This window comes from Mesorhizobium sp. M0296, from assembly GCF_040321675.1.
Lineage (GTDB): Bacteria > Pseudomonadota > Alphaproteobacteria > Rhizobiales > Rhizobiaceae > Mesorhizobium.
In genome coordinates this window covers 225,490-248,776 of the sequence record NZ_JAMYRZ010000001.1, presented here as the reverse complement: position 1 = coordinate 248,776, position 23,287 = coordinate 225,490, and the positions used below count along the sequence as shown (strand labels likewise).

The 23,287-nt window shown below is 63.2% G+C and carries 21 protein-coding genes; 13 read left to right on the top strand and 8 right to left on the bottom strand.

Annotation, left to right across the window (positions count from 1 at the left end; translation table 11 throughout):
- Positions 1-224: 224 nt before the first annotated feature.
- Entirely contained in the window at positions 225-3,857 is a 3,633-nt protein-coding gene (locus tag NKI97_RS01235) for an SIR2 family protein (RefSeq protein WP_352832276.1), read from the top strand.
- 147 nt (positions 3,858-4,004) lie between these two features.
- Here NKI97_RS01235 and NKI97_RS01230 read toward each other — a convergent pair whose 3' ends face one another.
- The 7 genes from NKI97_RS01230 to NKI97_RS01200 all read right to left on the bottom strand — a co-directional run bounded on the left by NKI97_RS01230 (position 4,005) and on the right by NKI97_RS01200 (position 10,235).
- Positions 4,005-4,235, bottom strand: coding sequence for a hypothetical protein (locus NKI97_RS01230; protein ID WP_095488311.1), 231 nt, complete (start codon positions 4,233-4,235; stop codon positions 4,005-4,007).
- 187 nt (positions 4,236-4,422) lie between these two features.
- Complete coding sequence (gene gnd / locus NKI97_RS01225) at positions 4,423-5,847, bottom strand: NADP-dependent phosphogluconate dehydrogenase (protein WP_352832273.1); 1,425 nt, start codon at positions 5,845-5,847, stop codon at positions 4,423-4,425.
- A gap of 140 nt (positions 5,848-5,987) precedes the next feature.
- Positions 5,988-7,625 (bottom strand): copper resistance CopC/CopD family protein, encoded by a 1,638-nt coding sequence (locus NKI97_RS01220; protein WP_352832270.1) that lies wholly within the window; start codon positions 7,623-7,625, stop codon positions 5,988-5,990.
- A gap of 52 nt (positions 7,626-7,677) precedes the next feature.
- Positions 7,678-8,193, bottom strand: coding sequence for a YcnI family copper-binding membrane protein (locus NKI97_RS01215; RefSeq protein ID WP_352832268.1), 516 nt, complete (start codon positions 8,191-8,193; stop codon positions 7,678-7,680).
- Between the two features lie 25 nt (positions 8,194-8,218).
- Positions 8,219-8,755 (bottom strand): copper chaperone PCu(A)C, encoded by a 537-nt coding sequence (locus tag NKI97_RS01210; RefSeq protein WP_352832265.1) that lies wholly within the window; start codon positions 8,753-8,755, stop codon positions 8,219-8,221.
- A gap of 101 nt (positions 8,756-8,856) precedes the next feature.
- The gene (locus NKI97_RS01205; RefSeq protein ID WP_352832262.1) at positions 8,857-9,213 is read right to left on the bottom strand and encodes a DUF2946 family protein; all 357 of its coding nucleotides are present in this window, start codon (positions 9,211-9,213) and stop codon (positions 8,857-8,859) included.
- Positions 9,214-9,332: 119 nt separating this feature from the next.
- Positions 9,333-10,235: a GntR family transcriptional regulator gene (locus tag NKI97_RS01200; protein ID WP_352448373.1), complete on the bottom strand. Its 903-nt coding sequence runs from the start codon at positions 10,233-10,235 to the stop codon at positions 9,333-9,335.
- A 256-nt stretch (positions 10,236-10,491) separates the two neighbouring features.
- On the opposite strand from NKI97_RS01200, the gene NKI97_RS01195 reads away from it, so the two are divergent.
- The 5 genes from NKI97_RS01195 (at position 10,492) to NKI97_RS01175 (ending at position 17,029) form a co-directional block, all read left to right on the top strand.
- Positions 10,492-11,997 (top strand): UxaA family hydrolase, encoded by a 1,506-nt coding sequence (locus NKI97_RS01195; protein ID WP_352832259.1) that lies wholly within the window; start codon positions 10,492-10,494, stop codon positions 11,995-11,997.
- A gap of 329 nt (positions 11,998-12,326) precedes the next feature.
- Complete coding sequence (locus tag NKI97_RS01190; RefSeq protein WP_023675208.1) at positions 12,327-13,322, top strand: ABC transporter substrate-binding protein; 996 nt, start codon at positions 12,327-12,329, stop codon at positions 13,320-13,322.
- Between the two features lie 104 nt (positions 13,323-13,426).
- A complete protein-coding gene (locus NKI97_RS01185) occupies positions 13,427-14,980 on the top strand; it encodes a sugar ABC transporter ATP-binding protein (protein ID WP_352832256.1) in 1,554 nt (517 codons plus the stop codon).
- Entirely contained in the window at positions 14,977-15,942 is a 966-nt protein-coding gene (locus NKI97_RS01180; protein ID WP_352448376.1) for an ABC transporter permease, read from the top strand. The genes NKI97_RS01185 and NKI97_RS01180 overlap by 4 nt, the downstream gene beginning before the upstream one ends.
- Positions 15,943-16,012: 70 nt before the next feature.
- Positions 16,013-17,029: a zinc-binding alcohol dehydrogenase family protein gene (locus NKI97_RS01175; RefSeq protein ID WP_352832253.1), complete on the top strand. Its 1,017-nt coding sequence runs from the start codon at positions 16,013-16,015 to the stop codon at positions 17,027-17,029.
- An 18-nt stretch (positions 17,030-17,047) separates the two neighbouring features.
- Here the strand turns inward: NKI97_RS01175 and phnF are convergent, their stop codons facing one another.
- Entirely contained in the window at positions 17,048-17,791 is a 744-nt protein-coding gene (phnF, locus tag NKI97_RS01170) for a phosphonate metabolism transcriptional regulator PhnF (RefSeq protein ID WP_352448378.1), read from the bottom strand.
- A 135-nt stretch (positions 17,792-17,926) separates the two neighbouring features.
- Here phnF and phnG point away from each other — a divergent pair, with 135 nt between their 5' ends.
- The 7 genes from phnG to NKI97_RS01135 are packed head-to-tail and all read left to right on the top strand — an operon-like array spanning position 17,927 to position 23,115.
- Positions 17,927-18,388 (top strand): phosphonate C-P lyase system protein PhnG, encoded by a 462-nt coding sequence (gene phnG, locus NKI97_RS01165; protein WP_352832251.1) that lies wholly within the window; start codon positions 17,927-17,929, stop codon positions 18,386-18,388.
- Positions 18,388-18,996: a phosphonate C-P lyase system protein PhnH gene (gene phnH / locus NKI97_RS01160; protein WP_352832248.1), complete on the top strand. Its 609-nt coding sequence runs from the start codon at positions 18,388-18,390 to the stop codon at positions 18,994-18,996. The genes phnG and phnH overlap by 1 nt, the downstream gene beginning before the upstream one ends.
- A 1-nt stretch (position 18,997) precedes the next feature.
- The gene (locus NKI97_RS01155; protein ID WP_352832245.1) at positions 18,998-20,110 is read left to right on the top strand and encodes a carbon-phosphorus lyase complex subunit; all 1,113 of its coding nucleotides are present in this window, start codon (positions 18,998-19,000) and stop codon (positions 20,108-20,110) included.
- A complete protein-coding gene (locus tag NKI97_RS01150; protein ID WP_352832242.1) occupies positions 20,107-21,018 on the top strand; it encodes an alpha-D-ribose 1-methylphosphonate 5-phosphate C-P-lyase PhnJ in 912 nt (303 codons plus the stop codon). The genes NKI97_RS01155 and NKI97_RS01150 overlap by 4 nt, the downstream gene beginning before the upstream one ends.
- On the top strand, positions 21,015-21,791 hold the full coding sequence (phnK, locus tag NKI97_RS01145; RefSeq protein WP_352832239.1) for a phosphonate C-P lyase system protein PhnK: 777 nt from the start codon (positions 21,015-21,017) through the stop codon (positions 21,789-21,791). The genes NKI97_RS01150 and phnK overlap by 4 nt, the downstream gene beginning before the upstream one ends.
- A gap of 2 nt (positions 21,792-21,793) precedes the next feature.
- Positions 21,794-22,501, top strand: coding sequence for a phosphonate C-P lyase system protein PhnL (gene phnL / locus NKI97_RS01140; protein ID WP_352832236.1), 708 nt, complete (start codon positions 21,794-21,796; stop codon positions 22,499-22,501).
- Entirely contained in the window at positions 22,498-23,115 is a 618-nt protein-coding gene (locus tag NKI97_RS01135; RefSeq protein ID WP_352832233.1) for a DapH/DapD/GlmU-related protein, read from the top strand. The genes phnL and NKI97_RS01135 overlap by 4 nt, the downstream gene beginning before the upstream one ends.
- The last annotated feature ends 172 nt before the right edge of the window (positions 23,116-23,287 follow it).

Genomic DNA, 23,287 nt, shown 5'->3' with positions numbered 1-23,287 from the left:
GCACCTGAATATTTGGCAGCCACAACTGCCGTCGATATTATGGGGCCATGAGATTCCATTCCGACGGACCCGCCATACCTGACATCCTTTTAGAACGAGCTGACGCTGGTCGCGTCGTGTTCCTTTGCGGGGCGGGTGTTTCATTGCCCTCGGGTATGCCCAGTTTCATCGGTCTCACCCAACATGTAATCGAATTCTTCGATCCTCCCGAGGACACAGAGATCATGTCCGCTTTCCAGCCGTGGCTGGATGACCCGTCGGGCGCGAATGTGCCGCTGGATCAAATCTTCAACCTGCTACACCAGGAGTACGGCAAGGACGAGGTGAACGCTCTAGTCACTGAACGGCTCAGTGCTCCCCCATCAGCCGATGAGGTTGGACGAGAGCACCGTCTAATCAAACGGATATCCTCGAACCAGAGCGGCGCGCCGCAGATCGTCACAACCAATTTCGATCTTTTATTCGAAACAGGAACGCCCGCCGGAGAGATGATCTACCACGTCCCTCCCGCATTCCCTGACCTTGCCTTCGGAACGACGATAGAGGGCATCACTTACCTGCATGGCAGGTTATCAGACGTAAGTTCCGCACATCATCCCTATGTATTGAGTAGCGCAGACTTCGGTCGCGCTTATCTTTCTGAAGGATGGGCGACCAATTTCATCAGAAACTTGCTGAGCCGCTACACCGTAGTCCTTGTTGGCTATCAGGCTGAGGACCCGCCGATCAGATATCTGCTCCAGGGGCTCAACCACGACGGGCTTTATGATCGCTCTCGTCTCTATGCGTTTGATCGGGGGTCGCCTGAAGATATCGAAGCCAAGTGGCTTGATCGAGGCGTAACGGCCATAGCGTATACAGATCATGCCCATCTGTGGACAACGATGGAAGCTTGGGCAGATCGCGCCGACGATCCACGTCAATGGCGGGCATCCGTGATAGCGGCCGGCCGACAGGACCCGAAGGAGATAGCTCCTCACCAACGCGGTCAAGTTGCCCATGTGCTTCGTTCCGTGCAGGGCACAAGATTATTCTCAGAAACCGAACCCGCACCCCATCCGGAATGGGTATGCGTAATGGATGCGAACGTTCGGTCTGCTAAGCAGAGCAGTGGCTACGGAAAACACGCTGAGACGTTCGATCCAAGACTTGCCTATGGGCTCGATGACGATTTGGAAAACATCTCGGAAGAGGATCGTCGGCAAGGCGTCAGCAACGACAACCTTCTTGTTTGGCGGCCAGGGGATGACAATCCGCACGAGCTCCATCGCCTCGGTGGAAGGCAAGCCGATGGCTTTGAGGCAATCCCGGTCAGACTATGGCATCTCATCACCTGGATAGGTAAGTCTATCAACAGCCCTGTGTTGGCGTGGTGGGCCATCCGCCAAAATGGGCTGCATCCGCGACTGCTGCAACAAATCGAATGGCGTATTGAACATTCAGCGGCCCTCCATGAGCGTACTCGCCATGTCTGGAATTTGATTCTAGAGCACCATCGCGACCCTCGTAACCGCCATTGGGACGGCAACTGGTTCGACCTTAAGAAAAGGATTGCCATCGAAGGCTGGACGTCCAGCGTTCTGCGCGATCTTCAACAAGCCTCCACTCCCAGGGTCGATATCAGACCTGCGTTTGGCCTCGGCAGTTCCAGACCGCCGACGGCAACTTGGGACGACATCCGTCTCAGTGATCTTGGCCAGTTCGAGATCAAGTTTCTTGAACGGCATAACGAGCACCTAGAGGTGCCTAATGAGGCATTGCCTCGAGTGTTCGGCATCCTGGAAGACCAGCTTGCCGTTGCCTCCGGCCTGCTCGCGGATATCGAGACGGTCTACTTTCAGACGCCCACCTGTTACCCAGACCGAGAGGTCAATGGCCGAGAACACGTTGCGAAAGCGTCGGAAGCCATGACGTTGTTCATCCAGCTATTCGACCGGATCGCTGACCGTCGACCAGATTTGGCCAATGCCCACGCCACGACCTGGCCTGAATCGGACAGGTACTTCTTCCGCAAACTCAAGCTGTATGCTTTCGCCAAAAGTCACGTCTTCGATGCCGACCACGTTGCCGAGGCCGTGCTGGCCTTCGATCAGGCATCGTTCTGGGACATCGATGTCGTCCGGGAGTTTCTGTTCCTACTTGCGGACAGGTGGCCCGAATTTTCGCCGGAGCACCAGGATCGACTGACCGAGCGCATTCTGGCCGGTCCTGATCAACTCTCCCATTGGTCAGATGAAGAGTATCCCGCCGTACGAGACGGGTTCGCAGCACGGTACGGCAGATACCTTGAACTACAGGGTTGCGTTCTTTCAGCCGACCATATGGCTCGGCTCGTAGATATCATAGAAGGCATTCCGCGATGGAACGATGGGTGGGCGACCTCGACGGTCACCCAAAGAGGCTCGCATGTTGGCTGGGTCGGGACAGATGAGACGCCGGACGCGCTTCTGGACCTTCCAGTAAACGAGATCGTGCCTCGGGCAAAGGATGACTTCAAGCGCGACTTCGGCAGCTTCACCGAGAAGCGCTCGTTCACCGGGCTTGTGAAAACCAGACCGGCGACGGCGCTGTCTGCGCTGACCGTCGCCGGAAAGGCGGGCGAATACCCACAGACGTTCTGGTCGTCCATGATTGACGATCTGCCCGAGGATATCTCACCTCGGCTGAGACGTGTGTTCCTCCACAGGCTGGCCCGACTGCCGCATAGCGTGATCGCGGAGTTGCGACACACCCTGGGGCGTTGGCTCGAACAGAAACTCGTGTCGGTGCTTGAGTTCGACGATGGTCTTGGTTGGCCCGTCTACGATCACATCGTTGACGGCATTCTGAGCGGTGGAGCGGACGCCGCAGAGAGTGGTCTTGGTGAGGTTCGCCAAGGCGACGAAATCGTCGAACGGTCTAGGCGAACCGTCGATCATGCAATCAACGGCCCCCTGGGAATGTGTACAGAGGCGCTTTTCCATGCTGTGCCTGAAGAGACCCAACAAGCAGGATCATTGATTCCCGAGTACATCAAGACTCGCGTCGAGCGCCTCTTCGCAGCACCTAGTGACGGTTCGGATCACGCTGTGTCGATTGCGATGAGGAGACTGAACTGGCTCGTATACGTCGATCCCATTTGGGCCCAGGAACGCCTCATTCCCATGTTGGCGTTCGATCACCCAGCCTCGGAACCGGCATGGAACGGGTTCCTTCACGGCGGACAAGTGCCATGGCCGCCTTTAGCAGAGATCATCAAGCCTCTGCTGACTGACCTCTTCCCATGGATCGATGGATTTTCTTGGGATCCTGACCTCTCGAATGTTGCGGCGCAGTGGCTCGGCTTCATGCGTGTCTTTCGCCCTGATCAGCCAGACGGTTTGACCAGACGAGAGATGCGCACCGTGCTGCGGTCCATGGCTGATGAGTCTCGGAACCGGTTCATCTTCTGGCTTGGTGAGGTTGGCCAGAAAAACGAAAATGGCTGGACCGAGCTTGTCGTCCCGTTCATCAACGAGGTCTGGCCCAGGGAACGCAGGTTCCGCACCTCGGCGTCGATGAGAGCTTGGATTGGCCTTCTCGATGACACAGGCGACAGCTTTCCAGCCGTGTATGGAGCCGTGAAGAAGTTCTTGGTGCCTGTGGAGACGAATGACCATCCGTTCTATCGATTCACCCGAGAGATCAACGATGAAGAACCGCTCACGACACGCTTCCCCGAAGCGACTCTCGATCTGATGAACGCCGTCACGCCCCAGGTCATCACTCGGCCACCCTACGAGTTGCCGAAAGTGCTGGCTGTAGTCGCCGAGACAAATCCGGCGCTAACCTCAGACCCTCGCTACTTGCGACTCATCGATCTGGTCGAGCGAAGCTGACTTCATTTCTTCGAAGGGCTGCTTACAGCGAGCGGAATTGAGAACTCAACGTCCGACTTGAGGCGCAGTCCCGACGTCCAGATGGCGAACCGCCGGACCGGCCCGAGAACTCCCAACGGCGCGCTTGAGATCACCCGCGCGGCTCTACTAGTCCGAAAACCTCACGCTCACGCCGCGCTGGCGAAAATAGGCCTGCATCAACTTGCGCCCCGAGCGGTTGTTCTGCGCCAACTTGGTAGGATCGAACACCGCCTGTTTTATCCCTTCTCGTGTCAGCGCCGCTTTAAGCGTCGCGATATGTGCGTCGATGTCGGCATTATCCGCCCGCAGCGAGGCATAGATACTTTCGGTCGCCTGGGCCACGGTCGGTTCGCTCACAGGTATGGTCCTTTGGTCGGTTGAGCGGCGGCTTACCACAGATTCGCGGCACCGCCGATACCGATGAGACCGTCAATCGTCTCTACCGGCATAGCAGGTTCCTGGCGCGAACCGACACCCAGTTGGTGGCTGGAGATATCTGCCTTCTGACAACCGCAAAATTGAACTCTAGGTCCAAGTCGCGGCGCTAACCCGCCGCGCCGCTCCCCCAAGGACCATGGAACGCACCCTGCCCATCGATGCGCTCGAAGCCGTGCGCGCCGAAGAAATCGCGCTGCGCCTGGATCAGGTTCGAAGTGCCGCGGCCCTGCCGGTAACTGTCGAAATAGGCAAGTGCAGATGACAGGGCCGGCACCGGCGAGCCGGCTTCGGCCGCGCTTGCGACGACACGGCGAAGCGACGGATGTGCCTCCTGCATCAACGAGACGAAAGCCGGCGCCATCAACAGGTTGGTGGCCCCGCCGCCGCCGCCGAAGGCCTCCGCCATCGTATCCAGCAATTGCGAGCGGATGATGCAGCCGGCCCGCCAGATCTTGGCGATGACCGGCATCGGCAGGTTCCAGTTGAATTCCTTCGACGCGCCGCTCATCACCGCGAAGCCTTGCGCGTAGGCGGCGATCTTGCCGGCAAACAGAGCCAGCTCGAGATCGGCGAGCAGGGCGTCCCTGTCTCCGGAAATCTTGCTCACGCCGCCGCCATAGACCTTTTCGGCGGCAAGCCGCTCGTCCTTGATCGACGACAGCACGCGCGCCGCCACAGCCGCTTCGATTGCGGTGGCCGGGATACCGAGCTGCTGCGCCTCGATCACCGACCATTTGCCGGTGCCTTTCTGGCCGGCGCGGTCGAGGATGATGTCGACCACCGGTTTGCCGGTCTTGGGATCGTCGGCGGCCAGCACCTTGGCGGTGATCTCGATCAGGTACGAATTGAGCCTGCCCGTGTTCCACTGGGAAAACACCTCAGCGATCTCTTTCGGCCCCATGCCGAGCCCGTCGCGCAAGATGCCGTAGATCTCGGCGATCATCTGCATGTCGGCATATTCGATGCCGTTGTGGATGGTCTTGACGAAATGGCCGGCGCCGTCGGTGCCAAGCCACGCCGCGCAAGGCTCGCCCTTGAACTTGGCCGAGATCGCGGTCAGCACCTTTTCGACGCGCTTCCAGGACTCTTCGGTGCCGCCGACCATGATAGAGGGACCGTGGCGTGCGCCCTCCTCGCCGCCGGACACGCCCATGCCGATGAAGGTCAGGCCCGAATCGGCAAGCTCGGAGAAGCGCCGCATCGTATCGCGGAAATTGGCATTGCCGGCGTCGATGACGATGTCGTTGGCCGACAGCACGCCGCGCAATGCCGCGATCTGCTCGTCGATCGGCTTGCCGGCCAGCACCATGATGATGATCGGCCGCGGCGGCCGGATCGCGGCGGCCAGTTCTTCGAGGCTGTAGCAGGGCACCACCCTATCCCGAAGCGCGCCGGCATTTTCGACAAAGGCATCGGTGCGCGCCGCGGTGCGATTGAAGACGGCGATGCGGTGCCCCTTCTCGGCGATATTGAGCGCCAGGTTGGAGCCCATCGTGCCAAGGCCGATCAGGCCTATTTCGGCTTTTTCCATCGTTTCTTCCCTGCTTTCGGATCTTGTTGGTTTGAGCCCGCGATTGGGTTGGACGCCCATTCTTGATGGCGATGATTGACGGGGGTTCGCGGCCGCGTCAACCGCCTCGCCGAATTGTCTTGCGTGGACCAGCGCTCTCGTCACGGCCTGATGTCGATCGGCGCCTCTATCTTCACCATCTCGAAATCCGAGACCAGGATATCGAGCCGCGCCGTCCACCGGCCGGCGACCGGAATGACGAGATCGTCGACGCGCCAGGTGCCGTCGCCGGGATTCGTCGCCGGGCGTTTGATGGGCTCGATGCCGGAATCGGGCTTTGACAGGACCAGCGTTACCTGCTTGGCGTCGAGCGGGCCGAAATCGCCGGTCATGATGAAGATCGAAGCGGCAGCAGGTCCGGTGTGGCCGGGCGCAATGCTGAGATCGGCCATCGCTTGCAGCGTGTGGATATGCACCGATGCCGGCTGTGCCGCGGCGATCGCCAGCGCCCGCGGCGGCGGCGTGAAGCGCCAGCCGGCGGCAACGCCGAAGATCGCCACCACGATCAGCAGCTCGATAAAGATCGAGCGGGCCAGCCGCCGCTCGACTTCCGTTTCGCCCGCCTCAGCCGGAGCCGTAAGCTTGAAGCGATTGATGGCGGCGAGCGTGAACAGAAAGACGAGCAGCACCAGCTTGAGCAGCAGCAGCCGGCCGTAAGCGGTATGGACCAGCGCCGACGGCGTTTGCACCTGGATGACGGCGAGCACGATGCCGGCTGCCGCAAGCACCGCCACGACGAACAGGATCGCTCGTGAAAACCGGCGCAGCAACGGCCCGGTTTTGTCCGGCTGCCGTTTCAAGGCAAGACCGAGCGGCGCCAGCGCCCCGGACCAAATCGCAATACCAGTGGCGTGCAGAAACACCATCGGCCGGGTCAGCCATTGCGGCTCGGCGGCACTGGCATGCCCGCTGGCGGCAAGTGCTGCGCCAACGCCAACCAGTCCGGCCAAGGCCAGCGGCTTTGCGTCGGCGGGCGGCACGACCAGCGATAGCAGGCCAAGGCCGAGCGCCATCAGCGCGACCAGCACCGTCCAGCCGAAGCTGGTGCCAAGCCCGGTCTGCCAGATGACCGGCTGCGCCAGCCGGGCAAGCGGCGCGCCGAGTGCATCCAGCCCCTGGAAACCGAGCGACAAAACTGCGGCGGCCAGCCCGCACAGGATCGCGGCGACGATCATGTTCTGGCCGGATCGGCCGCCTTGCGCCAGCCAGCCTAGCGCAAAGGCACCGCCGACACCGAAAAACAGGCCGATGTATAGAAAAACCTTGCCGATCCAAATCGCCGTTCGAAGCTCCCGGTCGACAGCTTCGGAGGCGGCCGGCGCAGCACTCGGTGCACCGACCGAGAACAGCACCGAGCCGCCGACCGGATGGCCGTCGGCGGAGATTACCCGCCAGCTCAGCACATGCGTGCCGGATTTCAGCGCCTGCGGATTGTCGACCTCGACGGTCTGGCCGCTGAGCCGGAAGGAGGTCAGCGGGACCGCCGTGCCGTCGGGCCGCACCAGCGTCAGCACCAGCGGCGAAACCGGTTCGCTGAAGGTCAGCGACATCTGCGACGGGCTCTGCGCCAGCACCGCACCGTCAGCCGGCTCGACCTTGATCAGCGCCGCATGGGCGAAGGCCGGACCAGGCATGGCAATTGCGGCGAGCAGCACGATGGCGGCCAGCAGGCCAGCCACAAGCCGGCCAGAACAGTAGCCGGCCATGCAAGCTTGCCGCAGGAAGGATGCCGCGCTCATCTCACCGCCAAGAGCAGCGGCGCGCTCATCCGCCAAAGCGCGCCGCTGGAGCTCACTTCGGCAGCAGCTTGAGGCCGGGCGCCGGAAATTCCAGCGCGTCCTCAGCCTGCCCGGCCGCCGGAATTTCGATCCAGCGATCGGCAACCCCGTCACATTCCTGCACCACCGGGAAATGCAGCGTCTGGCCTGCCGGCAGATCCGCCGCCAGTGTCGCGCGAAAGACGAATTCGTCGTAGAATTCGTCCGGCAGGCTGCCGGCGCTCCAGTCGATCTCCTTGACGCCGCTGGTCACTGCCTGGCCGTAGAGCTGGTAGGACTTTTCGTATTTACCGTTCTTGACCTGCAGTGTCCAACCCGGCTTCGGCATCGGTTTGACCGAGAGCACCCCTTCCGGGATCTGCACGCGCAGCGCGGTCGTCGCCTTGCCCTCGCAGCCATGCGGCACCCGAAGAACCGCCTTGTAAGTCGAGCCGACTGCGGTCTCCGGCGTTTCGAGCGTGATGTGGGCAAAGGCCGCGCTGGTCCCGAGGACAAGAAGCACGCAGCCGGGCAAATGAGATTTCTTCATGATGGTACCTCTCGAAGCGGCCAAGTCAGTCGTCGTCCTGGGGCGCCGGGCTACCGATGCCTTGCACGGCGAATTCAATCTGCAGGGGCCCGGCTTTTTCGAAGGTCAGCGTTGCGGAGAACATTTCGCCCTCCTTGGGCTGCCGCTTCAAATCCATGAACATCAAATGATAGCCGTTGGACGCCAATGCGACCTTGCCGCCAGCCGGGATTTCGAGGCCGCCGGTGACCGGCCGCATGGTCATGACGCCATTGCTGACGCCCATCTCGTGCAGTTCGGCCTTGGCCGAAATGTCGGAGGTGATCGACAGCAGGCGATCCGGCGCACTGCCGGTGTTGGTGATGGTGAAGTAGCCGCCGGCCACCTTGGCGCCGGCTGGTGTGGCGCGCGACCAGGGGTGCCCGATCTCGAGATCGCCAAGCTTGAACTCGTGTGCCAACACCGTCTGGGCGCTGGCGAACAGGAGGGCAAGAACGCAAAGGGCGATGCCGAGACGCTGCTCGAAACGACCCAGTGCGAAGCGCCTGCGGCTGGATGCGGCAGCGCAAAAAGAGTGAGACATGATTGCTCCGTGGACTTTAAGGGGGATCGCGCCGATGGCCGGTCGCGAACGGTGTCGATAAACGCGCCGGCAAAGTGTTGCGCGGCGCGAACCTGAACGGATCAGGCCGTCGCCGGTGGTGCGCGCGGATTGGACGGAGTGCGGGCGCGGGCGAAATCGCGATGCCGAAAGGCCGGCAGGATAAAGGCGATGGTTTCGACGGAAAGGCTGCGAGCCAGGCTCCCGGCGGCATCGGGCGGCGCGTAGACCGCCGAAACGAGGTTGCAACCAAGCATGCAGCAAGCCGGCATGTGCTGCTGATGCGGATCACCGGCGGGGAGTTGCGCCGCACCGCCATGGGTGCAGATCGTGTTGCCGAAAGCATCGAATTGCGAGGCGTTCGGCTCGACGCCGGAAGCAACCGCGCCGAATATCGACTGGAGCACGAAAAGCCACGCCGCGGCGAACACGACCGGCATGCTCCATCGTCTCCGGCGTATGGTCAAGAACCAGCCTCTTCACGCAGCAACGTCAGCTCTCTAGCACGGAGCCGGCGGCCGGAAAATCGCCAAAACGTTGCTGCGGCAACGCAACACAATCACGCGCGTTGCGGCTGCCTGCCCTCGGGAATGGACGTCAGCAGCGTGTGGCGGGCCGATTTCAGGTGCTTGCGGCAGGCGGCGTCGACCTTGGCGAGATCGCGCGATTTGAGCGCGGCGATATAGGCGAGATGCTCCTGGACCGCGACTTCGTTGCGCTCGCGCTCCTGCGCCTTGTTCCACTGGTAGTGGTAGTGGAAGATCATGGCGATGACGTCGTAGAAATCGACGATGAAGCGGTTGTGCGACGCCCGATGGATCAGCCGGTGAAAGCGCTCGTCAAGCTCGGAGAATTCGTTGAAGCGCACGGCGATCTCGCGCTCCAGCCGGTGATGCTCGTCTTCCAGGCGGTCGAGGTCGGCCCACACCGGGCTGTCCTCGGGCAGAGCGGCAAAGGCTGCGGCCGAGCGCAGTTCGAACATCTCGCGGATTTCGGTCAACTCCAGCGCGAAGGCGCGGGTAAAGCCTTTCAGCACCCAGTGGCTGTTGCGGCGCTTCTCGATCAGCCCGAAGCGCGAGAAGCGGATCAGGAATTCGCGCACGCTGGTGGTGCCGACGCCGATCTCACGCGCCAGTTCGAGCTCGTTGATCTGCATGCCGGCTTCGGCACCGCTGGCAAGCAGCCGCCGCATGAAGGAGCGCTCGATGATCTCGGCCAGCGTGTCGGTTTCTTCCTCGGGGAAGAAATCGTCCGGTCGCGGTTCGCGCAGGACCGTCTTGCTGCGCTTGTTCCAGTCGATCAGCCCGGTTTCTTCCATGCGCGCAAGGATAGTGCGGACCGTCGTGCGGCTGACGCCGAGCAGCGTACCCAGCTCCGGCTCCGAAGGCAGGCTCCTGGTTTCGTCGAGCAGCCTCAGACCGCGATTATAGGCGTCCTTGTAAACGTTGTTGCTCTTCGACATCCCCTGCCCCGTGGCGCATCTGCGTTTGCGGCCAGTGTGAAGCGTTTCTCGCGCATGAAACCGGTACCTTTTCGGAAAACATCATGCGCAACGCTAGTTTTGGTTGTAGAGCCTACTTCTCGCATCCAAAAGACGCGTCGCGCTCTGGCGAAAAAACAATTGACGCAAAAATGTTTTTTCACGATAAAAGACATTATATGTTAAGAGCCGCGTGTCAATCCGCTCGCGCACCCAGGAACACACCCAGGAAGCTCCCGTGAACGCCGCAAACAGCATTCTTCTGTCTCCCGCCGACAATGTCGCGGTCGCCAATGGCCGCATCGAGATCGGCACCGTGCTGCCGGGCGGCGCCGTCGCCGCCGCAGTGATCGAGCCGGGCCACAAAGTGGCGATCAAGCCGATTGCGGCCGGCGAGGCCGTGGTCAAATACGCCCAGGCGATCGGCCGCGCCACGCAAGACATCGCGCCCGGCGAGCATGTCCATTCGCACAATCTGGTCTTCGAAAGCGGGCGTTTGCCGGTGGTGCCGCCGAGCGAGGCAGTGCATGCGACCGAGGCCGACCGCGCCCGCACCTTCATGGGCTACCGCCGCGCCGACGGCCGCGCCGGCACGCGCAACTTCATCGGCATTCTCGCCAGCGTCAATTGCTCGGCCACCGTCTGCCATGCCATCACCGACGCGGCGAACCGCACGCTTTTGCCGCAATATCCCGGCATCGACGGCTTCGTCCCGATCGTCCACGGCCAGGGCTGCGGCATGAGCGCCACCGGCGACGGCATGATGGTGCTGCATCGCACGCTGGCCGGCTATGCCCGTCACCCGAATTTCGGCGGCGTGCTGATGGTCGGGCTCGGCTGCGAGGTCAACCAGCTCACCCTCTACGGCCAGAAGGGCGTTGCCGCGGGAAAACGTCATTTCAACATCCAGGAAGCCGGCGGCTCGCGCAAATCGGTCGAGAAGGCGTTGGTCGTGCTGGCCGAGATCGCCGAAGAGGTCGGCAAGCTTCAGCGTGAGCCGATCCCGGTCAGCGAGATAGTCGTCGGCCTGCAATGCGGCGGCTCCGACGGCATGTCCGGCATCACTGCCAATCCGGCGCTGGGTGCCGCGGTTGACATCCTGGCCGGCGTCGGCGGTGTCGGCATCCTCTCCGAGACGACGGAGATCTACGGCGCCGAGCACCTGCTCGCTTATCGCGCCGCAACCCCCGAGATCGCCGCCAAGCTCGACGGTTATGTGAAATGGTGGGAAGACCACGTCGCCAAGCATGGCGCATCGATCGACAACAATCCCTCACCGGGTAACAAGCGCGGCGGCCTGACCACCATCCTGGAAAAGTCGCTCGGCGCGGTCGCCAAGGGCGGCCAGACGCCGCTCAACGGCGTCTTCGGCTATGCCGAAAAGGTCACCGGGCACGGGCTGGTGTTCATGGACACGCCCGGCTACGACCCGGTCTCGGCCACCGGCCAGGTGGCGGGCGGCGCCAACGTCATCGTCTTCACCACAGGCCGCGGCTCCTGCTTCGGCTGCCGGCCGACGCCGTCGATCAAGGTCGCCAGCAACTCGACCATGTATCACACGATGGAAGAGGACATGGACGTGAATTGCGGCGTCATCGCCTCGGGCGAAAAGACCATCGCCGGCATGGGCCGCGAGATCTTCGAACTGATCGTCGAGACGGCTTCGGGCCGCAAGACCAAGAGCGAAGAGTTCGGCTACGGCGACAACGAGTTCGTGCCTTGGCATCTCGGAGCGACGCTCTAAGCCGGACATGCGCAATAGTCGCGAACCCCGGACGTGATCGCCAGGCGTCACAGTTTCAACGCTCCCGAAAAAGAATGAACATTCCATATTGACTGGATGATGGAATTAATATTCCATGCGGCATATTGGAGGAGATTGGCAGCGGAGTTCCGAGGGAGCAAGCTTTCCCGCCCAGCCATTCGAGCGGCCATTAAACATCGCTTGCGCCGACCGAGGTGATGCACTATCAAAATGCGGTAAATGTTTTTTATTGATAAAGTTCCGTTTGGGCCGCGCCATCCGAATGGAGCTTCCGTAACATTCACCGGGCGACTTAGGGAGGACTCCTAATGAAATTCGTGACCAGCATTCTCAATCGCCGCGCCTTCGTGGCACTCGCAGCCGCCTCGATGCTTGCCGGCGTGATGCACTCGGCCCCGGCATCCGCGGCCGACGCGACCATTCCGATCATCGTTAAGGACACCACGTCCTTCTACTGGCAGATCGTTCTGGCCGGCGCCCGCAAGGCCGGCAAGGATCTCGGCGTCAACGTGCCGGAGCTCGGCGCCCAGGCCGAGACCGACGTCAACGGCCAGATCTCGATCCTCGAAAATGCCGTCGCCGGTAACCCGGCCGCCGTCGTCATCGCGCCGACCGAAGCCAAGGCGCTCGGCAAGCCGATCGACGAGGCCGCCACCAAGGTCAAGATCATCGGCATCGACTCCGGTGCCGACTCCAAGGCCTTCACCTCGTTCCTGACCACCGACAACATCCAGGGCGGCCGCGTTGCCGCTGACGGCCTTGCCGCAGCCATCGGCGAAGCCAATGGCGGCAAGGTCGAGGGCGACGTCGCCCTGATCACCGCTCTTCCGGGCGCCGGCTCGCTCGAACAGCGCGCCCAGGGTTTTAAGGAACAGCTCGCTGCCAAATATCCGGGCCTCAAGCTGGTCGCCGACAAATACGCCGACGGCCAGGCCACCACCGGCCTCAACATCGCCACCGACCTGATCACCGCCAACCCCAACCTCAAGGGCATCTTCGCCTCCAACCTGATCATGGCGCAGGGCGTCGGTCAGGCGATCGCCGAGAACAGTCTTGCCGGCAAGGTCGGGCTGGTCGGTTTCGACAGCGACGAGAAGCTGATCAAATTCCTCAACGACGGCGTCATTTCGGCTCTCGTCGTTCAGGATCCGTACCGGATGGGCTATGACGGCATCAAAACGGCGCTCGCCGCCTCGAAGGGCGAGAAGGTCGAGGCCAATGTCGATACCGGCGCCAATTTGGTTACCAAGGCCAACATGAAGGATCCGAAGATCGACGCGCTGCTCAACCCGAAGCTCGACTGAGCATAGCCGCAAGTGAACTGTTTCCGGGGCCTTTTCGCCCCGGAAACATCCCACTCGTGCCAATCGCGAGGCCAATCTTTGGGGGCCAATCTGGGAGGATTGTCATGATGTCGACGGCGCAGGAACTCCATCCGGCCCCAACGCTTGAACCGGGCAGGACCATCCTCGAACTCCGCGGGCTGGAAAAGCGCTATCCCGGCACCCACGCGCTGAAGCCGGTCGACCTCGCCTTCAAGGCCGGCGAGATCCACGCCATCGTCGGCGAGAACGGCGCCGGCAAATCCACCCTGATCAAGCTTCTGACCGGCGTCATGCCGCGCACCTCCGGCGACGTCATCTGGGAGGGCAAGCCTGCCGCATTGGCAACGCCGCATGAGGCGATGGCGCTCGGCATCAATGCCGTGCATCAGGAAGTCGTCCTGTGCCGCCATCTCACCGTCGCCGCCAACATGTTCCTCGGCGAGGAGGATTCCCGCTTCGGCATCCTGCAGCAGCGGGCGATGGTCAGGCAGGCGCAGAAGATCATCGACGATCTCGGCTTCGACCTGCCGGCGCATGTCATGCTGGGTGACCTGACCATCGGCCAGCAGCAGCTGATCGCCGCCGCCCGCGCCACGGTGCGCGGCACCAAATTCCTGATCTTCGACGAGCCGACCGCCTATCTTACCCGCAAGGAGGCCGACCAGCTGTTCACGCTGATCCGCCGGCTGAAGGGCGAAGGCGTCACCATCATCTACATCAGCCATCGCATGGAAGAAGTGTTCGAGCTCGCCGACCGCGTCTCGGTGCTGCGCGACGGCACGCTGGTCGGCACCAGGAACATTGCCGAGACCAATGACGCCGAGCTGGTCAAGATGATGATCAACCGCTCGATCGAGCAGGTCTACCACAAGGAGCATTTCACCCCCGGCGCGACCATCGTCGAAACCAGGAACCTGTCCGGCAAGGGTTTCGAAAATGTCTCGATGTCCGTCCGCGCCGGCGAGATCGTCGGCCTCTATGGCCTGATTGGCGCCGGGCGCAGCGAGTTCGTCACCACGCTCTATGGCCGCCACCGCAAATCGGCCGGCCATATCCTCTGGGAGGGCAAGGAGGTCAAGGTCAATTCCGAACATGACGCGATCAGGCTCGGCATGGCGCTGGCCCCGGAAAGCCGCCGCGACCAGGGCCTCTGCCTCAACCTGCCGGTCGGACTCAACCTTAATCTGCCGATCTACAAGCGCATCTCGAGCAATCTGCTGATCTCGCGCGCGCAGGAAAAGGCGCAAGCCGATCGCCAGATCGCCGACCTGCGCATCAAGACGCCGACGCGCGGCGCGCTGGCCTCCAGCCTGTCCGGCGGTAACCAGCAGAAGATCGTCATCGGCAAATGGCTCGCCCATGGCGCCAAGCTATTCATCTTCGACGAGCCGACTGTCGGCGTCGACGTCGGCACCAAGGCCGAGATCTACCGCCTGTTCGGCGCGCTGTTGTCCAAGGGAGCCGGCATCATCCTGATCTCGTCCTACCTGCCCGAGGTCTATGAACTCGCGGACACGCTGCACGTGTTCCGGCGCGGCAAGCTGGTGGCCACGCACGGCTTTCGTACCGCTGACCACGAGGCGATCCTCACCCAGGCGCTGGCCGAGAAACAAGAAAAACCGGGAGGACGGATATGAGCACCGAGGCGATCGCTGCCGAAAGGCCGAAACGCAACTACAACGCCCTGTTCGGGCTGACACTGCTGGCGCTGCTGGTTCTTTTATGGATCATCCTGTCGGTGGCGACGCCAAGCTTCGCCTCCGCCAACAACATCTCCAACCTGTTGCGGCAAGGGTCGATGATCGCCATCCTGGCGGTCGGCCAGACCTTCGTCATCATCACCGGCGGCATCGACCTTTCCGTCGGCGCCGTGGTCGGCTTCGCCACCGTCATCGTCGCGATGCTGATCAACGCCGGCACACCGGTTTTCCTCGCCATCCTGATCACCTTGCTGGTCGGCGTCGCCATCGGCATGTTCCATGGGTTCGGCATCGTCAAGATGGGCCTGCCGCCCTTCATCATCACCCTGGCAACGCTGACCTCGCTGCGCGGCATCGGTCTGTTGATGACCAATGGCAACTCGATCTCGATCAACAACGACGCCTTCCAGACGTTCTCGCGCAGTTCCTTCGCCGGCGTCCCCAATCTCTTCTGGATGGTGATCCTGGTCGGCATCCCAGCCTACATCTTCCTGCACCACAGCCGCTGGGGCCGCTATCTGTTCTCGGTCGGCTCCAACGCCGAGGCGTCGCGCCTGTCAGGCGTCAACGTCCAGCGCACCATCTACATGGCCTACACCCTGTCGGGCCTGTGTGCGGCCTTCGTCGGCGTGCTGCTTGCCTCGCGCATCGGCATCGGCAATCCGACGCAGGCCGAGGGCTGGGAATTGCAGGCGATCGCCTCCTCGGTGATCGGCGGCACCTCGCTGTTCGGCGCTGTCGGCTCCGTGCACGGACCGCTGCTCGGCGCCTTCATCCTTGCCACCATCAACAACGGCGCCAATCTGCTCAACGTCAACGCCTTCTGGCAGCGCATCATCACCGGCGTGCTGATCATCGTCATCGTCTATTTCGACGGACTGCGCCGCCGCGGCAAATAGACCGCCTCCCAACAACCGCCGGCCTCGCGACAGCAGGGCCAGCGGTGCCATGAACCGACTGGATTGAAGCATGAAAGCCGTCGTCTGCCGCTCGCCCGGCGAACTTGTCCTCGAAGACCGCCCGGAGCCTGGCGCGCCCCCCGCCGGCTGGGCGCTGGTCGCCGTCAGCCATGTCGGCATCTGCGGCACCGACTATCACATCTTCGAAGGCAAGCACCCGTTCCTCGCCTATCCCCGCATCATGGGCCACGAGGTTTCCGGCACCGTGATCGAGGTTGGCGAGGGCGTCGATCTCGCCGTCGGCGAAGCGGTGGTCGTCAATCCCTATCTCGCCTGCGGCAAATGCATCGCCTGCCGGCAAGGCAAGCCGAATTGCTGTGTCATGATCGAGGTGCTCGGCGTCCACCGCGACGGCGCGATGTGCGAGCAGATCCTGGTGCCGGCGCAAAATCTTTATCCGGCAAACGGCTTGTCGCTGGCCGATGCTGCCGCCGTCGAATTCCTGGCGATCGGCGCCCATGCCGTGCGGCGCTCGCTGGCTGATCCAGGTGCGCGCACGCTGGTCATCGGCGCCGGCCCGATCGGGCTCGGCACGGCGCTGTTCGCCCGCATCGCCGGGCTCGATGTGACGCTGCTCGACATGAGCGCTGAACGGCTTGGCTTTGCTGAAAGCGAACTCGGCTTCGCGACGCTCGACGGCTCGCGGGGCGCTGCTGCCGACCTGGTGCGGGAAGCAACCGGCGGCGACGGCTTCGACGTGGTTTTCGATGCCACCGGCAACACCCGGTCTGTGCAGTCGGCCTTCGCTCATGTCGCGCACGGCGGGGCGCTGGTCCTGGTCAGCGTCGTCAAGGACGACATCGCCTTTTCCGATCCCGAATTCCACAAGCGCGAGATGATGCTGATCGGCAGCCGCAACGCCCTGCGTGCCGATTTCGATCATGTCGCCGCCTCGATCCGCAACGGCGCGCTGCCGCTGGCAAAGCTGGTCACCCACCGCACCACGTTTGGCGAGACGCCGCACGACCTCGCCCGCTGGGCGCATGAGAAGTCCGGCCTGATCAAGGCCGTCATTCAAGTCGGATGATGCCAGGGCTGCCGCATCTCAGAGCGCCGACAATTTGAGCTCGATCCGCTCGGCCGGGAAGCGCGACTCCGAAAACTGTATCGGCTGACCGTCGGGCGTGACGTTGACGGCGACCGTCACCAGCACGATGGCGCCGGGCTGCAGCTCGAGGTCCGCAAGGTCGGCGGCATCGGCATGGCGCGCCGACAGCACGGTCGATTGCCTGAGATAGTCGTCGATGCCGAAACGTGCCAGCGATGCGGTGATCGAACCGGTTTCCGCCATGGCGGCATCGATGCCGGCAAAGCGCCTGGCATCGAACCAGCCGGCCGCGCGGGACACCGGCATTCCATCGGCTTCGCCGCGCGTTTCCAGGCGTATCACATCGGCCCCCGTCGCAAGGCCTAAGCCCTCTGCGACACGACGGTTGGCCGGCTCGATCGATGACGCGAGCAAGGTGATATGCCGCTCGGACGCCTGTCCTTGCAATCCCTCGGAAAAGCGGGTGCGGGCGCCGATCGGATAAGACAGCCGCTTGCGCGACAGCACGAAGGTGCCGCGCCCCTGCTCCGCCCTGAGCACACCCTCCTGCACCAGCGCTGCGATAGCGCTACGCACCGTGTGGCGGTTGACGCCATAGCGTCCGGCCAACGCGATCTCCGGCGGCAGCGCGGCATTCTCGGGAAAATCGCCGGCGGCGATCGAATGCAGGATCTGGTCGGCGATCTGCCGCCACAGCGCGACACCGCTGCGCCGCTCGATGCTGTTGGCTTGTCCGATCATCTCCCGCCCCAATTCCTCGCGCCGATCTTTTGGCCCGTGTCACGTGCCCGTCATGGACACACGCTAGATAATGGATATAATTTGTATAGTTGTCTATATCAATAGACAAATGAACGCAGACGAGGAGCACCGGCCATGCGAGGACGGGAAGCGCGAGAGCAGGCGGAGCGCAAGGCCGTGATGGCGACGCTGGCGCAATCGGCCGGCGACGACATCGTCCGCCTCTGGGACGAAGCCGGCCTGCCTTGCGAAGCGGAACTTCTGCGCGGCCCCGAAACCGGCCTGGTTACGGTACGCGGCCGCATCGGCGGCGGCGGCGCGCCCTTCAATGTCGGCGAGGCGACGGTCACCCGTGCCACGGTGCGGCTTGCGTCCGGCCATGTCGGCCACTGCTACGCGCTTGGTCGCGACAAGCAGAAGGCAAGGCTGGCTGCAATCGCCGACGCGCTCTGGCAGGATCCTGCCCACCGCAACGAGATCGAGACCAGGATCGTTGCGCCCTTGCAGGCGGCACTGGCCAAGGCGCATGAACAGCGCCGCGCCGAGACGGCGGCGACCAAGGTCGATTTCTTCACCATGGTGCGCGGAGAAGACTGATGGATATCGCCACTCAATCCATTGAAGGCGGCTTCGCCGATCCGGTATTCAACGCGCAGACCGTATTCCGCGCCGTCATGGATGCGATGGCGCGGCCGGGCAGCGTGCAGCCGCTGCCGGCCCTCGCCCACCCCCCGGTGCCGCTGTCGACCACCGCCGGCGCCGTTGCGCTGGCGCTGTGCGACAACGACACGCCGCTCTGGCTCGACCCGGCTTTGCAGGCGTCGGCGGTGAAATCCTGGCTTGGCTTCCATACCGGCGCGCCGCTGGCCAACACCCCGGCCGACGCGCATTTCGCGCTGATCGCCACGCCGGCCGAGATGATGGCGCTCGACGGGTTTTCGCAAGGCACCCAGGATTATCCCGATCGTTCGACGACGCTGATCCTCGAGGTCGGCGATCTCGTCTCCGGCGCTGCGCTGCTGCTCGAAGGCCCGGGCATCGAGAAGACGGCGACGATCGCGCCGGCGCAAATGCCGCGCCATTTCGTCGAGCAATGGAAGCAGAACAACCAGCGCTTTCCGCGTGGCGTCGATATCATTCTCGCCACGTCCGAAGCAATTGCCTGCCTGCCGCGCACGACGCGCATCAAGACGATGGAGGCATAGGATGTATGTCGCGGTAAAGGGTGGCGAAGCGGCCATTCGCAACGCCCACAAACTGCTCGCCGACCGCCGGCGCGGCGATCGTTCGGTGCCCGCACTTCGCCTCGACCAGATCGTCGAGCAGCTGGCGCTCGGCGTCGACCGGGTGATGAGCGAAGGTTCGCTCTACGACAGGGAATTGGCGGCACTCGCCATCGTCCAGGCGCGCGGCGACATGATCGAGGCGATCTTCCTGGTTCGCGCCTATCGCACCACGCTGCCGCGTTTCGGCTACACCAGGGCGATCGACACCGGCACGATGCTGGTCGAGCGGCGGGTGTCGGCGACCTACAAGGACCTGCCCGGCGGGCAGCTGCTCGGCCCGACTTTCGACTACACCCACCGGCTGCTCGATCCCGAGCTTGCCGCTGGCGGCGAAGTCGCCGAGCCGGAACAGCGTGCCGGCGAGGCGGAAGCGATGCCGCGCGTCTCGGCCATCCTCGCCCGCGAAGGCCTGATCGAGCCCGACGGCGACATGCCTGGGGATCATACCCCCGGCGACATCACCCGCGAGCCGCTCGAATTCCCGATGGCGCGCGACATCCGCCTGCAGGCGCTGTCGCGCGGCGACGAAGGGTTTCTGCTGGCGCTCGGCTATTCCACCCAGCGCGGCTACGCGCGCAACCATCCCTTCGTCGGCGAGGTTCGCATCGGCGAGGTCGAACTGGAACTGGACGTGCCGGAACTGCCCTTTGCCGTGCCGCTCGGCAGCATCCGCGTCACCGAATGCCAGATGGTCAACCAGTTCAAGGGCTCGGCCAAGGCGCCGCCGCAATTCACCCGCGGCTACGGCCTCGTCTTCGGCCAGAGCGAACGCAAGGCGATGGCCATGGCGCTGTGCGACCGCGCGCTGCGCGCCTCGGAGTTGGGTGAGGATGTCATCGCCGCCGCGCAGGACGAGGAGTTCGTCATCTCGCATTCCGACAATGTCCAGGCGACCGGCTTCGTCGAGCATCTGAAGCTGCCGCATTATGTCGACTTCCAGGCCGAGCTCGACCTCGTGCGCCGCATGCGCACCGAGCATGATGCCCGCGAGAATGCCGGCAAGGCCGAAGAAAAGAGGGAGGCAGCGGAATGAGTGCACAACCAGCGGACATCGCCACCTACAACTTCGCCTATCTCGACGAGCAGACCAAGCGGATGATCCGCCGCGCCATCCTCAAGGGCATTGCCATCCCCGGCTACCAGGTGCCGTTTGCCTCGCGCGAAATGCCGATGCCCTATGGCTGGGGCACCGGCGGCGTGCAGGTCACCGCTTCGATCATTGGCCCGGACGATGTGCTCAAGGTCATCGACCAGGGCGCCGACGACACCACCAATGCCGTTTCGATCCGCGCCTTCTTCAAGAAGGTCGCCAACGTCGCCGTCACCACCGAGACGGCCAAGGCGACCATCATCCAGACCCGCCACCGCATCCCTGAATATCCGCTGAGTGCCGGTCAGGTGCTGGTCTACCAGGTGCCCATCCCCGAGCCGCTGCGCTTCCTCGAGCCGCGGGAAACGGAGACGCGCAAAATGCATGCGCTGGAGGAATACGGCCTTATGCATGTGAAGCTCTACGAGGACATCGCCAGGCACGGCCGCATCGCCACCACTTACGCCTACCCGGTCAAGGTTGAGGGCCGCTATGTGATGGACCCGTCGCCGACGCCGAAATTCGACAATCCCAAGATGCACCGTTCGCCGGCTTTGCAATTGTTCGGCGCCGGCCGCGAAAAGCGCATCTATGCACTGCCGCCCTTCACGGAGGTGGTCAGCCTCGATTTCGAGGACCATCCGTTCGAGGTGCAGACCTTCGACCAGCCCTGCGCTCTGTGCGCGGCCGAGAACGTCTATCTCGACGAGGTCATCCTCGACGATCATGGCGGCCACATGTTCGTCTGCTCCGATACCGATCATTGCGAGAAGCGGCGCGCGGCAGGCCACCGCGGCCATCTCGCGCCCGAGACCCATCTTGCCCCAGGAAAAATGGAGACGGCGCAATGACAGACGAACCGCTGCTGCGCGTCTCGGCGCTGTCCAAATTCTACGGCTCGCGCGTCGGCTGCGAGAACGTCACTTTTGACCTCTGGCCGGGCGAAGTGCTGACGGTGGTCGGCGAATCCGGTTCCGGCAAGACGACTTTGCTCAACTGCCTGTCAACTCGACTGCTGCCCAGCTCCGGCACCGCCAGCTACCGGATGCGCGACGGCCAGTTTCGCGAACTCTACCGCATGAGCGAGGCCGAGCGCCGCTTCCTGATGCGCACCGACTGGGGCTTCGTCCACCAGAATCCGGCCGACGGGCTGCGCATGACTGTATCGGCCGGCGCCAATGTCGGCGAACGGCTGATGGCGGTGGGCGACCGCCACTACGGCAACATCCGCGCCACTGCCGTCGACTGGCTGTCGCGCGTCGAGATCGACGAGGACCGCATCGACGACGAGCCGCGCGCCTTTTCCGGCGGCATGCGCCAGCGCCTGCAGATCGCCCGCAACTTCGTCACCGGGCCGCGGCTGGTGTTCATGGACGAGCCGACCGGCGGCCTCGATGTCTCGGTGCAGGCGCGCCTGCTCGACCTGCTGCGCGGACTAGTCACCGATCTCGGCCTGGCGGCCATCGTCGTCACCCACGACCTTGCGGTGGCGCGGCTGCTATCGCAGCGCATGATGGTGATGAAGGACGGGCGTGTCGTCGAAAGCGGCCTGACCGACCGCGTGCTCGACGATCCGCGCGCGCCCTACACCCAGCTTCTCGTTTCCTCGATACTTCAGGTGTAACCATGGCAACCCCGCTCGTCGTCTCCGATGTCGCCAAGAGCTTCACCATGCATCTGCGCGATGGCATCAAACTGCCTGTCGTCGCCGGCGTGTCGTTTTCGATCAGGAGCGGCGAATGTGCAGTGCTCGGCGGCCCGTCCGGCGCCGGCAAGAGCTCGATCCTGAAGATGCTCTACGGCAACTATGCGGTCGACGAAGGCCAGATCATCGTCCAGCACGAGGACGGGCTCATCGATCTCGCGACGGCCAGCCCTCGCACCGTGCTTGCCGTGCGCCGGCTCACGATCGGCTATGTCAGCCAGTTCCTGCGCACCGTACCGCGCGTCTCCGCCCTCGATGTCGTCGCCGAACCGCTGGTCGAGCGCGGCGAGGAGCGCGAGGTCGCGCACGGCAAGGCACGTGCCTTGCTGGCGCAGCTCAACCTGCCGGAGAAGCTCTGGGCGCTGCCGCCGGCGACGTTCTCCGGCGGTGAACAGCAGCGCGTCAACATCGCGCGCGGCTTCATCACCGAGCATCCGATCCTGCTGCTCGACGAGCCGACCGCTTCGCTCGATGCCAGGAACCGCGACGTGGTGATTGCGCTGATCGCGGCCAAGAAGGCGGCCGGCGTTGCCCTGCTTGGTATCTTCCACGACCACGACGTGCGCGAGGCGGTGGCCGACCGCGTCATCGACGTGACAGCTTTTGCCGCCGGGAAAATTGCCGCATGACAAGAAAGCTGTCGGAAACGCCGCTGGTCCACGAGACGGCGCAAGTCGAGAACTCGACGCTCGGCCGCTGGACCGAGATCGCCGAGCGCTGCCGGGTGTCGGAAAGCACGCTCGGCGACTATTCCTACATGATGCAGGACTGCGGCGTCTGGTGCGCAACGATCGGCAAATTCGCCAACATCGCCGCAAGCGTGCGCATCAACGCTACCAACCATCCGACCTGGCGGCCGACGCTGCACCATTTCACCTATCGCGCCTCGGATTATTGGGACGACGCCGAGCACGAGAGCGAATTCTTCGCCAAGCGCCGCGCCAAACGCGTCACCATCGGCCACGACACCTGGCTCGGCCACGGCTCGACCATCCTGCCCGGCGTCACCGTCGGCCATGGCGCGGCGGTCGGTGCCGGCGCGGTGGTGTCGAAGGACGTCGCGCCCTACACCGTCGTCGCCGGCGTACCGGCCAAGCCGATCCGCGAACGCTTCGACCGCCGCACCGCGGAGCGCTACCAGGCGCTCGGCTGGTGGGACTGGGACCATGCAAGGCTGCGCGCCGCGCTCGACGATTTCCGCGAGCTGGAGGCCAATCAGTTTTTGGAGAAGCATGGGGGTTGACGCCCTGAATAAGTCAGCCGCTCAGGCAAATGTCCAAAATAATAGAAAGAAATCCTAACGTAATAAGAATAGCAACACCAGTCTAATTTAACCTGATAAGTTCTATAAATTTTTTGTCATAACCAATATCTATAAGCGATTTGGTTTTTTCCTCAACTTTATTTGCAAAATT

Bases quoted from the DNA above. Each gene is read 5' to 3' on its own strand.
- NKI97_RS01235 (WP_352832276.1), top strand. From the start codon at position 225: ATGTCCGCTTTCCAGCCGTGGCTGGATGACCCGTCGGGCGCGAATGTG.
- gnd (WP_352832273.1), bottom strand. From the start codon at position 5,847: ATGGAAAAAGCCGAAATAGGCCTGATCGGCCTTGGCACGATGGGCTCC.
- NKI97_RS01220 (WP_352832270.1), bottom strand. From the start codon at position 7,625: ATGAGCGCGGCATCCTTCCTGCGGCAAGCTTGCATGGCCGGCTACTGT.
- NKI97_RS01215 (WP_352832268.1), bottom strand. From the start codon at position 8,193: ATGAAGAAATCTCATTTGCCCGGCTGCGTGCTTCTTGTCCTCGGGACC.
- NKI97_RS01210 (WP_352832265.1), bottom strand. From the start codon at position 8,755: ATGTCTCACTCTTTTTGCGCTGCCGCATCCAGCCGCAGGCGCTTCGCA.
- NKI97_RS01205 (WP_352832262.1), bottom strand. From the start codon at position 9,213: ATGCCGGTCGTGTTCGCCGCGGCGTGGCTTTTCGTGCTCCAGTCGATA.
- NKI97_RS01200 (WP_352448373.1), bottom strand. From the start codon at position 10,235: ATGTCGAAGAGCAACAACGTTTACAAGGACGCCTATAATCGCGGTCTG.
- NKI97_RS01190 (WP_023675208.1), top strand. From the start codon at position 12,327: ATGAAATTCGTGACCAGCATTCTCAATCGCCGCGCCTTCGTGGCACTC.
- NKI97_RS01185 (WP_352832256.1), top strand. From the start codon at position 13,427: ATGATGTCGACGGCGCAGGAACTCCATCCGGCCCCAACGCTTGAACCG.
- NKI97_RS01180 (WP_352448376.1), top strand. From the start codon at position 14,977: ATGAGCACCGAGGCGATCGCTGCCGAAAGGCCGAAACGCAACTACAAC.
- NKI97_RS01175 (WP_352832253.1), top strand. From the start codon at position 16,013: ATGAAAGCCGTCGTCTGCCGCTCGCCCGGCGAACTTGTCCTCGAAGAC.
- phnF (WP_352448378.1), bottom strand. From the start codon at position 17,791: ATGATCGGACAAGCCAACAGCATCGAGCGGCGCAGCGGTGTCGCGCTG.
- phnG (WP_352832251.1), top strand. From the start codon at position 17,927: ATGCGAGGACGGGAAGCGCGAGAGCAGGCGGAGCGCAAGGCCGTGATG.
- phnH (WP_352832248.1), top strand. From the start codon at position 18,388: ATGGATATCGCCACTCAATCCATTGAAGGCGGCTTCGCCGATCCGGTA.
- NKI97_RS01155 (WP_352832245.1), top strand. From the start codon at position 18,998: ATGTATGTCGCGGTAAAGGGTGGCGAAGCGGCCATTCGCAACGCCCAC.
- NKI97_RS01150 (WP_352832242.1), top strand. From the start codon at position 20,107: ATGAGTGCACAACCAGCGGACATCGCCACCTACAACTTCGCCTATCTC.
- phnK (WP_352832239.1), top strand. From the start codon at position 21,015: ATGACAGACGAACCGCTGCTGCGCGTCTCGGCGCTGTCCAAATTCTAC.
- phnL (WP_352832236.1), top strand. From the start codon at position 21,794: ATGGCAACCCCGCTCGTCGTCTCCGATGTCGCCAAGAGCTTCACCATG.
- NKI97_RS01135 (WP_352832233.1), top strand. From the start codon at position 22,498: ATGACAAGAAAGCTGTCGGAAACGCCGCTGGTCCACGAGACGGCGCAA.